This is a genomic window from Sphingomonas pruni NBRC 15498 (assembly GCF_001598455.1).
Lineage (GTDB): Bacteria > Pseudomonadota > Alphaproteobacteria > Sphingomonadales > Sphingomonadaceae > Sphingomonas > Sphingomonas pruni.
The window spans coordinates 19,535-30,713 of record NZ_BCYZ01000056.1 but is presented as its reverse complement, the minus strand read 5'-3'; the positions used below and the strand labels follow the sequence as shown (position 1 = coordinate 30,713).

The 11,179-nt window shown below is 66.7% G+C and carries 9 protein-coding genes; all 9 read right to left on the bottom strand.

Annotated features, from left to right (window positions below):
• Positions 1–134 precede the first annotated feature (134 nt).
• Positions 135–680, bottom strand: coding sequence for a GNAT family N-acetyltransferase (locus SPR01S_RS15620; RefSeq protein WP_439646745.1), 546 nt, complete (start codon positions 678–680; stop codon positions 135–137).
• On the bottom strand, positions 677–1,933 hold the full coding sequence (locus SPR01S_RS15615) for a dipeptidase (protein WP_066591004.1): 1,257 nt from the start codon (positions 1,931–1,933) through the stop codon (positions 677–679). The genes SPR01S_RS15620 and SPR01S_RS15615 overlap by 4 nt, the downstream gene beginning before the upstream one ends.
• 245 nt (positions 1,934–2,178) lie before the next feature.
• Positions 2,179–2,952 (bottom strand): metallophosphoesterase family protein, encoded by a 774-nt coding sequence (locus SPR01S_RS15610; RefSeq protein ID WP_066591002.1) that lies wholly within the window; start codon positions 2,950–2,952, stop codon positions 2,179–2,181.
• Positions 2,949–3,782, bottom strand: coding sequence for a diacylglycerol/lipid kinase family protein (locus tag SPR01S_RS15605; RefSeq protein WP_066591000.1), 834 nt, complete (start codon positions 3,780–3,782; stop codon positions 2,949–2,951). Before SPR01S_RS15605 ends, SPR01S_RS15610 begins: the two co-directional genes overlap by 4 nt.
• 31 nt (positions 3,783–3,813) lie before the next feature.
• On the bottom strand, positions 3,814–4,836 hold the full coding sequence (locus SPR01S_RS15600) for a sensor histidine kinase (protein WP_084251235.1): 1,023 nt from the start codon (positions 4,834–4,836) through the stop codon (positions 3,814–3,816).
• 53 nt (positions 4,837–4,889) lie between these two features.
• Positions 4,890–5,699: a DUF815 domain-containing protein gene (locus tag SPR01S_RS15595; RefSeq protein WP_066590997.1), complete on the bottom strand. Its 810-nt coding sequence runs from the start codon at positions 5,697–5,699 to the stop codon at positions 4,890–4,892.
• Between the two features lie 28 nt (positions 5,700–5,727).
• The gene (locus SPR01S_RS15590; RefSeq protein WP_066590995.1) at positions 5,728–7,773 is read right to left on the bottom strand and encodes a tetratricopeptide repeat protein; all 2,046 of its coding nucleotides are present in this window, start codon (positions 7,771–7,773) and stop codon (positions 5,728–5,730) included.
• A 10-nt stretch (positions 7,774–7,783) separates the two neighbouring features.
• Complete coding sequence (gene prsR, locus SPR01S_RS15585) at positions 7,784–9,133, bottom strand: PEP-CTERM-box response regulator transcription factor (RefSeq protein WP_066590993.1); 1,350 nt, start codon at positions 9,131–9,133, stop codon at positions 7,784–7,786.
• Positions 9,130–11,178 (bottom strand): XrtA/PEP-CTERM system histidine kinase PrsK, encoded by a 2,049-nt coding sequence (prsK, locus tag SPR01S_RS15580; RefSeq protein ID WP_066590991.1) that lies wholly within the window; start codon positions 11,176–11,178, stop codon positions 9,130–9,132. Before prsK ends, prsR begins: the two co-directional genes overlap by 4 nt.
• Position 11,179: the final 1 nt, after the last annotated feature.

Below are 11,179 nucleotides of genomic sequence, written 5' to 3'. Positions count from 1 at the left end.
GGGGGGGAAAGTGCCTTGCGCTATCCTCGCCGCTACGCGGCTGCGGCCCCTCCACCGCCTTCGGCGGTTCCCCTCCCCATCTGCGATGGGGAGGATTTGTCGGCCGCCAGCGTCACTCGGCGGGCGTTAGCGGGCTAGGCCAAGACCTTCCCCATCCTGACCCCAGGCACCGGCACGCCGCGATCCGCCATGCTGTCGACGCGTTCGATCGTTTCATACCCGCAGGCACGATAAAGCGGCTCGCCCGCGAGCGTCCCCATCAACTCCGCCCGCTTGAACCCAGCCGCGCGTGCTGCCGCCTCGTTCGCCGCCAGCACCATCCGGCCAATCCCGCGCCGGGTGAAATCGGGATCGGTGTACATCGCCCGGATCCGCGCCGGGTCCCTGGCCGGATCGAGCACCGCAGCATCGCGCGCGACCGCGCCGGCGTCGCCGCCGTACAGCGTCGCGCGATAGCTCCAGCCGCCGCAGCCGACGATGCGACCCGCTTCGTCCTCAACCACGACATAGGTGCCATCGGCGATTAGCTGGGTGTCGAGCCCCATGCTGAGCCGGCTCGCCTCGACCTGTTCGGGCCTCAGGTAATCCCGCTGCAATTCGCCGATCGCGCGCTCCATCAGCGCCGCGATCGCGGGGATGTCGGCGTCGGTCGCAATCCTGGTCTTGAGGTCGCCCGTCACTTGCCGTCGAGCATCTTGATCGTCGCGGTGGCTGGCGGCTCCTTCGCCATCGACGCGGCCACGCGCTCGGCGCCCTCCATCACCCGCAGGACGTTGCCGCCGGCAAGCTTGGCGATCATCTCGTCGGTCCAACCGCGGCGCATCAGCTCGGCGAGCAGCGCCGGATAGGTGGCGACACTGTCCAGCCCGTCGGGCAGGCTCTCCACGCCGTCGAAATCCGATCCGATCCCGACATGATCGATGCCGGCGACCTTGACGACATGGTCGATATGGTCGGCGACCATGGCAAGCGTCACGGGCGGACGCGGATGCGCCTTTTCCCATTCCTCCATCGCTGCCTTCGCGCGATCGGGTTGGCCGATATAAAGCCCGCCATAAGGCGGCGAATTGTAGCGCGCCTTTTCGGCATTGCGCGCCGCTTCCCACTGCCGCCGCTCTTCGGAAACGTAGCTCGGCGCGTAATTAACCATGATCACGCCGCCATTTTGCGCGAGCAGCTTCAGCACCTTGTCCGACACGTCGCGCGGATGATCGTCGAGCGCGCGCGCCGAGCTGTGCGAGAAGATCACCGGCGCCTTCGACACACGCAGCGCATCGATCATCGTGTCCTCGCTGACATGGCTGAGGTCGACCAGCATGCCGAGCCGGTTGAGTTCGTGCACCACCGCTTCGCCGAATTTGGTGAGGCCGCCATGCTGCGGATTGTCGGTGGCCGAGTCCGCCCATTCGATCGTCTTCGTATGTGTCAGCGTCAGATAGGATGCGCCGAGCGCGCGATAGGCGCGAAGCACCGAGAAACTGCCGTCGATCTGGCCGCCCCCTTCGACTCCGAGCATCGATGCGATCCGGCCCGAGGCATGGATGCGCCGGACGTCCGCCGCGGTGACCGCCGGAGCGAAGACGGTCGGATAGCGGCGAAAAATCTCCTTCATCAGCCCGATCTGGTCGAGCGTTTCCTTGACCTGTTCGGGCCCCGGCAGATTGGCCGAGACATAGACCGACCAGAATTGCCCGCCGACATGGCCGGCGCGCAGCCGGGTGATGTCGGTATTGTACTTTGCGGGATCGAGCCGGGTCAGGTCCATCGTCCAGCGCGCATCGCCTGCCTTGTCGACCAGCGTCTCCGCCCAGTCGTTGTGCCCGTCGATCAGCGGCGTCTTGGCCAGCACGTTGGCGACGCGGGTTTCGTACGAGGCGGGACCGGCGCTGATCATCAGCGGGGCGGCGAGCAGCAGAGCTAAGGCATGGCGCATGGGCGGCGAGCCTAGCCGGGATTGCGAGCGGCTCAAGTCCTACCGGTGGTTATGGGATGGATAAGGCGGGGAATATGGCCATTTCCCCTCCCGCTTGCGGGAGGGGTTAGGGGAGGGCCTGTTCTTCCGGCCCCTAACGACACGCCCTCCCCCAGCCCCTCCCGTAAACGGGAGGGGAGCATTGCACCGCTTTCGGGTACTCCATCGGCACGCCTCCCCGTCGACGCGGGAAAGGGAGGGGCCCTCTACGCCGCCTCCGGTTCCTCCACCGGCAAAACCTCGTCGGGCTGCGGCGCCATCGTCCGGCAGACGACTTCGAATGCGCCATCATCGATACGGATCTCGTTAAACGACGGCGGAGTCGACCGCGTGCGTTCGGAAAGGGTGCCGGCGCCGATCATCCGCACCGTCGCACCACCATCGCGATGCTCGACATCGAACGCGTCATGGACATGCCCGGTCAGGACGGCGTCCGCGCCCGCCCTCATCAGCGCCGCCAAAGCGTCAGCGCCACGATGCGTCTGCTTCGATAGCCGCTTGTGCGGCTCGATCAGCGGATGGTGGCAAGCGACGAACACCAATTTGCCCTTGGGCACTGCCTCCACCAACGCCAGCGCCTGATCGAGCGCATGCCGGCTGATATGGCCCGAGGCCCAGTTGAGTCGGAATTGCGCGCGCGCCGTGGTCTTGAGCGGGACGATGGCCACGCCGGGCAGTTCGAGCGGTTGTTCGATCATACGCTCGATTTCACGGACCCGGCGATAAGGCGTGAAGATCCGGGCCAGCGGATTGAAATAGGGTAGATCGTGATTGCCGACCTCGACCGTGACTGGCCGATCGAGCGATCGCAACCACGCAAGACCTGCGTCGAACTCGCGGCGCCGCGCGCGCATCGTCAGGTCGCCGGTCATCACCACGGCATCAGGCCTTTCCGCCGCGACCAGCGCGTCGAACCACGCGACGGCGACCTTGTCCTCGCGTCCGAAATGGACGTCGCTGACGTGGAACAGCCGTGTCATGCTTCCTCTTTCGCAGTGGTGATGAACTGTTTCCTGCTACGCCCGACCGTGATGGCCGTTCCCGGATCGAGCATCTGGGGCTCGCCGTCGAACAATGCCAGTACCGGGCGGCGTTCGGCGATGCGCACCTGGTCGGTACGGACTTCCGTCACCGCCTGGGCCGCGAGCCAATCTCCCGTCACCCAATTCCAGCCGAGATCGGCGATCGCGCGTGCATCGCGCGCATCGACCGCGGCGATCTGCAGATGATCGTCCTGTGCCCGGATATAGGCGGCCTGGACACGGGGCGGGAAACCCGGCGCGCCGGTCAACTTCACGCCACGTCCGAAGGTCCGTCGCCACGCCGCACGGATCGCCGGCCAGATCCGGCCCAAGCTGCCCTCTCGCACATGTTCGCGGGCGCGATACCAGCTCGCCGCCGGACCTACGATCGTCCCGACCAGCGCGCGATGCTTGCCCGCCTCGACATAAGGAAGCGCGATGGGCCGCCCATGTTCATGTGCTGCGTGCAGGATCGCCGCTGGATCCGCGTCGCCATGCAGCACCTTTGCCAGCATGTTCATCGTGCCGCCCGGCAGAATCAGGATGCCGCCATTCCATGCCGCCAGTGCGCAAGACGCCGCATTGATCGTCCCATCGCCAGCGAACAGGACGACGGTGTCCGCTCCGGCACGATCGAGATCGGCGATCGTCGGCAGCGCTTGATCGGGGAAATCGGTACGCCCGACAAAGCTCAGCCCACGTTCGGTACAAGCCGCTTCGATCGCCTCGGCCTTTTTCGCGTCGGACGAGCCGGAATGCGGATTGGTGATGAACCACAGTCGTTCCATGCCCGATACAACGCCCCGGAAGCGCGAAGTTTCAGTCGGGCAGATCCATCGTCACGCGCAAGCCGTTGGCATCGCTCGCCGTGGTCAATGTGCCGCCCGCTTGCTTGGCGAACGCTTCGATCAATTTTTGGCCGAGTCCGCCATCCTTGCTCTTAGCCCGCGATCCGAGCGGGAGCCCGACGCCGTCATCTGCTACGGTCAGCCGCCATCCGCCCTCGGGCAGATGCTTCCAGGACACGCTGATCGTTCCAGTTTCCCGCTCGGCAAAGGCATGTTTGGCGGCGTTGGTAACGAGTTCGTTGACGACCAGGCCGATGGATACCGCATGGTCACGCGGGATATGCGCGGTGTCGGCATCGCAGGTCAGCGTGATGCCGCCGCGTAGCAGCAAGGCATCCGACAGCGTGTTGCACAAGTCCCTCAGATAGTCGCCGACATTGACCTCGCTTCCCTGACCATCGCGATAAAGATGGCGGTGCGCGCGTGCGATGCTGTCGACGCGCATCAGCGCCGACGCCAGGGCGTCACTGGCGGCCGGATCCTTGACGCGGCGGCGCTGGATATCGAGGATGCTGGCGACGATCTGGAAATTGTTCTTCACGCGATGCTCAAATTCGCTGAGCATCAGGTCGCGGTCGGCGATCTCGCGGTCGCGTTCGGAGGTCGCGCGATACACCGCGCGACGGAAGGTTTCGGCGAGCGCAATGGTCAGCGCCGCCGCGACGGCGATTGCGAACAGCGTCCAATAGGGTCCGCTCTGGGTCGTCGTCGGGGACGGCAAATAGATTGCGTAAAAGGCATAGCCGATCGAGATCACGGCGGTCAGCAAGCCCGATTGCCAGCGCGCGAACAACGTCGCGATCATCATCGCAGGATAGACCAGGGCGAATACCGCGGCTCCCGGGGCAACCGCGTTGATCCCGAACCGCAACAGCCCTGCTGCCCCGACGCACAGCAACGCTACGCCGCACTGGGTCACCCAACGCGGTACCGCCGGAAACAACCGGTCGGGCAGATCGAGTTCGCCGATCCTGGCCATATATCGACTGGGCATCGTTACGCCCCCCCAAGTCAAGCCGATGCGGCCTGAAAATGATCCTTATCGGTTTAGAAAGGCAGACGCTTGCCCGATCGTCCAGCCAAATCAGTGATGTAATGCCAGGCTACGCGTCCGGACCGTCCGCCGCGCCGGGTCGACCAGCCGACAGCCTCGTCCGGATCGAAGGACAGACCGAACCGATCGGCATAAGCGCGGACGATCGCAAGGTAACCCGCCTGGTCCATGACATGGAATCCCAGGCTGAGTCCGAATCGATCGGCAAGCGCGAGATGGTCGTCGACGCTGTCGCGCGGATTGATCGCGCTTTCCTGCTCGGCGATGTCACGCGGCACCAGATGGCGGCGATTGGCGGTCACCACCAGGCGAGCATTGGCCGGACGCGCCTCCGCGCCGCCCTGGAGCAGCGAGCGTAGCGCTCGGGCGTCACCGCCGGCATCGAAACCGAGATCGTCGAGGAACAGGACGAATGCGCGCGGCAGACCGTCGATCCGGTCGAACAACGCCCGCAGGCCGTCCATCGCCGCGACCTCGATCAAGGCGAGCTTGCGACCATGGGCTTGCACCGACGACACCGCGCTCTTTACCAACGCGGACTTGCCCGTTCCGCGTGCGCCCCACAACAATACGTCCTGCGCCGCGAAGCCATCCGCCAGCCGGCCGAAATCCTCGACCAGAGCGGTCTTCTGCGCATCGATTCCCAACAGGAGGTCGAGCGGCAGCGGATCGAACTTGCGCGCGGCGGCCAGGCGCCCATCGCGCCAGATATAGGCCGGATGCGCGAGCGGGTCGGCATCGGCCGGCACGGCCGGCGCGATGCGTTCTAGCGCGGAGGCGATACGGTCGAGCGGGTCGGTCATGCCGGCCGCGTTACACGGCCCGGCGCGATCAGCCCAGTGTCTTGAGCAAGGCCTGGGCCGGCGCGCGATCGGTGAAACCGGGATCGGCGAGCAAAGCGGCGATGGCGGCCTTCGCTTCGGCGTTTCGGCCGCTATCGGCATAAGCCTGGGCCAGGTGCCAGCGAATGCCGCTCTGCTTGGGTGCGAGCGACGCCGCTTTCTCGAACAGGTCGATCGCCTTGGCATTCTCGCCCGCCGCGTACAGCGCCCAGCCATAAGCGTCGGTCGCTGCCGGGCTCATCGGCGCGATGTCGTAGGCCGCCGCGCCGTAGGAGACGGCGTCGTCGACATTGTCGGCGCCGACATTGGCATAAGCGAGCTCGGACAGCAGGCCGGAGTCGCGCGAACCGACCCGAGCCCGCAAATCCTCCAGCGTGTCGACGGCCCCATCCCAGTCGCCCGACGCGATCTGCCAATGAGCGGCGAGCCGCAGAGCAGGCACGCTTTCGGGATGTTGGGTCAGGAACAGCGCCAGCACGCCGGTCGCCTCCGGCCGGCGCCCCGCCTGGTCGAGCGCGTCGACCGTGCGCAACATGGTCGGCTCGTCGAACTTGATATCGGCCGCCTTGCGATAAGCGTCGGCGGCGTCGCCATATCGGCCTATCGTCATCAGCGTGTCGCCGACCAGCAAATGCGCCGCCGGCGCGCCCGGCGTCGCTGCCTCGAGCGCACGCGCCCGGGCCAAGGCGGCGTCGCTCTGCCCGGCATCAATCAACCCGCGGATCACCGTGACCGCGAGCACCGGATTGGTCGGATCCTTGTCGGCCGCCCCCGTCAGCACCGCCAAGCTATCGTCGGTTCCGAACGGAGTCGCCCCTGCACGCACCGGCCAGGCCGACCGGTCGAGGAACTTGGCGGCCCAATCGCGTTCGCCGGTCGCCTCGAACGCGCGACCGACCAGCCCCAACGTATAGCTGTCAGCGTCACCGCGAATCGCCACCGGACGCAGCACGTCGAGTGCGCCCTTGGCGTCGCCCGACCGCAGCAATGCTGCACCGAGCAACCGGCGCGCGGTGATGTTCATCGGCTGCCGCCCGACCAGCTCGCGCCATGCGCCGATCGCCTGTTCATAGGCGCCGGCCTGGTAGGCGAGCGTGCCGTTGAGCAGCAGCGCACCGGGCAGGTCATCGATCCGTCCGCCGGTCCGCTCCATCAGGCTGCGCGCGAGATCGTAATTCTCCGCGCGCGCTGCGAGGACCGCCTGGAGATAGAATGCCTGCGGACTCGCCGGGCGTGCGGCGAGCGCGCGCCGCGTCGCGCCGAGCATGTCGGTATAGCGGCCGAGGTCACCGAGCGTGGCGGCATATTCGATCAGCGCCGGGTGGTAATAGGCATCGCGCTGCAGGGCCGCCTCGAACCACGGCAAAGCGGCGTTCAGGCCATATTGCTCGCGCACCAATTCGCCACGCAAGGTCAAAGCCTCGAGATTGTTGGGATCGAGCTCGACCGCTTTTTGCGCGTTGCCCGACGCGCCGGCGATGTCGCCCGCGCTGTAGCGGATGCGAGCGAGGTCGGACCAGGCGTAGGAATTGCCGGGATTGCCGTCGAGCAATTCGCCTAGCAGCGCCTGTGCCTCGGCCCCTTTGCCCTGCGCGGCCAGCGCGCGCGCGGTCACCCGGGTGGCATAGACGCCGAACCTGGGATCCGCCTTGGCCGCCTCGGCTAGCGCGCGCTTGGCGTCGCCCTGCAACAGCCAGGCTTCGGCCAGCAATTGATGCCCGCGCCGCATGTCGAACCCGGCTGCTGCGGCGCGGCCGAGCTCGGACTCGGCGCCTACCCCGTCGCCCAGCGCGAGAAAGGTGCGCGCCAACACCGCATGCGCGGCGCCCCATTGCGGATCCTGCTTGACCGCGGCCTGGGCATGCGACCGTGCGGCGTTGAAGTTGCCGGCCTGAAGCAGCGCCAGACTATAGCCCAATTCGGTGCGCGCGCCGGTCGCGTCGGCCTGCGCGGGGGCGGTCAGCGTCACCGTGACGCCGATGATCGCGGCGATCGTGGTCGCGCCGATCAGCGCACCTTTGACGATGGTCTTCATGGTCCCGGTCCTAGGCATGGAGGTCGTAATTCTTGAGCAGATCGTAAAGCGTCGGACGGCTGATCCCGAGCAGCTTGGCGGTGTTCGAGATATTGCCCTCGGCGCGCGCCAAAGCGTGACGGATCGCCTTACGGTCGGCACTCTCGCGTACCGCTTTCAGGTTGATCGGATCGGGCGTGTCGCGCTCGGCGAGATCGAGATCGATCGCGGTCACGCTCTTGCCGTCGGCCATGATCACCGCGCGCTTCATGCGGTTTTCGAGCTCGCGCACATTGCCCGGCCAGCCCCAGGCGTCGATCGCCGACAGAGCGTCGGGCGACAGGCCGGTGACCGGCCGGTTCATGGTCTTGGCGTAATGATGCAGGAAATGCTTGGCGAGCAGCACGGGATCGCCGGTGCGCTCGGCCAGGCTGGGGATGCGCACGACGATCTCGGCCAGGCGGTAATAGAGATCCTCCCGGAACGATCCGCTCGCCACCATCGCATCGACATCCTGATGCGTCGCGCAGACGATCCGCGTGTCGACAGCGATCGGCTTGCGCCCGCCGACCCGCTCGATCACCCGCTCCTGCAGGAAGCGCAGCAACTTGACCTGGAGCGGCAGCGGCACGTCGCCGATCTCATCGAGGAACAAAGTGCCGCCATCGGCCAGCTCGATCTTGCCCTCGGTGGTCTTGACCGCACCAGTGAACGCACCTTTTTCGTGCCCGAACAATTCGCTTTCGAGCAACGTCTCGGGAATTGCCGCGCAGTTGATCGCGACGAACTGGCCCTTGCGCCCCGATTTCTCGTGCAGGCCACGCGCCAGCACTTCCTTGCCGGTGCCGCTCGCGCCCAGCAGCATCACCGAGACGTCGGCGCTGGCGACGCGTTCGATCATCCCCGTGACCTTGAGCATTTCCGGCGACGCGGTGATCAGTCCGCCCAGCGCCTCGCGGGGGACGCTTGCAAGCCGGCGATTCTCGTCCTCGAGCGCATGGACGTGGAAGGCGCGCGCGACGATCAGGCCGAGCGCATCGATGTCGATCGGCTTCTGATAGAAGTCCCACGCACCCTCGGCGATCGCGCGCAACGCGCTTTCGCGCGCGCCGTGGCCTGAGGCGACGATCACCTTGGTATCGGGCTTTAACCGCAGGATCTCGGCGAGCGTGGCGAAGCCCTCGCTGACGCCGTCGGGATCGGGCGGCAGGCCCAGGTCGAGCGTCACCACCGCCGGTTCCTCGGCGCGCACCGCGTCGATCGCCTCGCGGCAGTCGCCCGCCACGACCACTTCGTAATCGTCATAGGCCCAGCGCAGCTGGCGCTGCAGGCCGGCATCGTCCTCGATGATCAGCAATTTCGGTCGTGGCTCAGTGTTCATGCCGCCCGCTCCATCTTGACTGGCGCGAGCGCCTCGCGAAGCACGATCGTGAAGCGCGTGCCCTCGCCTTCGCGGCTGACCACGTCGAGCCGTCCCCCCATCGCCTGAACCACCTGGCGCGCTTCGAACGCGCCGATTCCGAACCCGCCGTCCTTGGTCGAGACGAACGGCCGGAAAAGCCGGTCACGGACGAAGCTCGCGCTCATCCCCACGCCCTTGTCGACGATCGCGATCGTCGCGGCGCCGACCACGATTCCGACCGGTTCGCCCGGACCGCTGGCCTCGATCGCATTCTGGATCAGATGCCCGAGCGCCTGTTCGAGCCGGGCCGGATCCGCGACGGCCACCGCATCGCGCTTGCCGGTGACCGCGATCGGATGGCTGCTGCCGCGCCGCCGCGTGACGCGCTCGACGATCGGCATCAGCTCGACCGCCACCGGCTCTTCGACGCGGCCCGAATTGTGCTGCGACAAGCGCGCCAGCAGGTCGTTCATGCGACCGACCGAGTCCTTCAGGGTGGCGATCATGTCGGCGCGGAATTCGGGATTGTCGGCATGCCGCTCGGCGTTTCGGGCGACCAGCGTCAATTGACTGACCAGATTTTTCACGTCGTGCATGATGAAGGCGAAGCGGCGATTGAACTCGTCGAAGCGGCGCGCATCGGCCAACGCCTCGTGCGCGCGCGCCTCGGCCAGATAGCTGGCCGCCTGGCGCCCTGCGATCCGGAGCAGATCGAAATCCTCCCAGTCGAGCGAACGATCGATCGGCGGCCGTCCGAGCAGGATCGCGCCGATCAACTGGTTGAGATGGACCAAGGGCACGATCGCCCAGGCGGCGGGCGCGTCGAGCATCCATTGCGGCACCGCCGCGAGTTCGGCCGGCGCGGCATGGCCGGCGCGCAGCGTGTCGAGCTCGATGATCCGGCCACCCTGCGCCAGGAATTCCGCCAGCGGCTCGCCCGAAACCGCAACCGGCGTCGGCCCGTCCCAATTCCACGCCGCGCCAAGGCCGAGATCGCCGCCGCCCGCGACCAGCAACAAACCGGCGGCGGAATCGGTAACGTCGGCGACGGCCTTGACGATGCGTTCCTCGAGCGGCGCCGCCCCCTCGCCCGGCGCGCCCAGCGTTTCGGTGAAGCGCGTCCATTCGGCGCGATAATCGTAGCGGTGATGGAACAGATGCTTGGCCATCATCACCCGGAGCCACGCCTTGATCGTCGGCGACGACAGCAACGTCAGCAGGCCGGCCGCCGAGCCGAACACGAAGGCGGTCTGCCCCAATCGCGCATAGCTGCCGCCGAACGCTTCGATCGCGCTGATCGCGAGCACGGTGACGACCGCATAGACGATCAACGCGACCAGGGAGAGCGATTGCCACGTCACCGTGCGCGACACGTTGAGCGTCCAGTCGCCGTTACGGTGTACCGCGATCGCGAGCACCGGCACGATCGCGATCATCGCGAGCCCGCGCCCGGCGAACAGTTCCTGCGGCCAATCGCCGCTGAGATACGTGGCGGTATAGACCGACAGGTCGGCCAGCCACATCGCCGCCAGTGCGCCTACCGCCAGACGAATGCCGTCGCGCGCGCCGGGCGCAACCACCGAATAGAGATGATGAACCAGCACGAGCGATCCCAGTGCGACCATCATGCGCAACAGGATGCGGACCGCTGCGATGCCCTGGATCAGGTTGCCGGTCACCGTCGCTTGGGCGAGACTGAGCGCGATGCCGACGACCGCGACCAGTCCGACCACGCTATAGATCATCGTGACCGCGCGCGCCTGCCGCGCCGCAGGGTCGCGCCGCAATATCGCGAGCATGAACGCCAGCCAGGCGATGTTGCGCAGGCTTTCGGCAATCTGAGTCGTCAGGTCCTGGCTACCGATCCCGGCTACCGCCAGCGTCCACAGCGCGGTCATCCCCAAAGCCGCGACGAACGCGGTGCGCGGCACGCTGACGGCGCGATCGCGCAGTTGCGACAGCGCAAGTCCCGCGAACAGCAAGGCGGCGAGCGCGTAGCTCCACAGAATGACGGTCGAGGTCATC

Bases quoted from the DNA above. Each gene is read 5' to 3' on its own strand.
- SPR01S_RS15615 (WP_066591004.1), bottom strand. From the start codon at position 1,933: ATGCGCCATGCCTTAGCTCTGCTGCTCGCCGCCCCGCTGATGATCAGC.
- SPR01S_RS15610 (WP_066591002.1), bottom strand. From the start codon at position 2,952: ATGACACGGCTGTTCCACGTCAGCGACGTCCATTTCGGACGCGAGGAC.
- SPR01S_RS15605 (WP_066591000.1), bottom strand. From the start codon at position 3,782: ATGGAACGACTGTGGTTCATCACCAATCCGCATTCCGGCTCGTCCGAC.
- SPR01S_RS15600 (WP_084251235.1), bottom strand. From the start codon at position 4,836: ATGCCCAGTCGATATATGGCCAGGATCGGCGAACTCGATCTGCCCGAC.
- SPR01S_RS15595 (WP_066590997.1), bottom strand. From the start codon at position 5,699: ATGACCGACCCGCTCGACCGTATCGCCTCCGCGCTAGAACGCATCGCG.
- SPR01S_RS15590 (WP_066590995.1), bottom strand. From the start codon at position 7,773: ATGAAGACCATCGTCAAAGGTGCGCTGATCGGCGCGACCACGATCGCC.
- prsR (WP_066590993.1), bottom strand. From the start codon at position 9,133: ATGAACACTGAGCCACGACCGAAATTGCTGATCATCGAGGACGATGCC.
- prsK (WP_066590991.1), bottom strand. From the start codon at position 11,178: ATGACCTCGACCGTCATTCTGTGGAGCTACGCGCTCGCCGCCTTGCTG.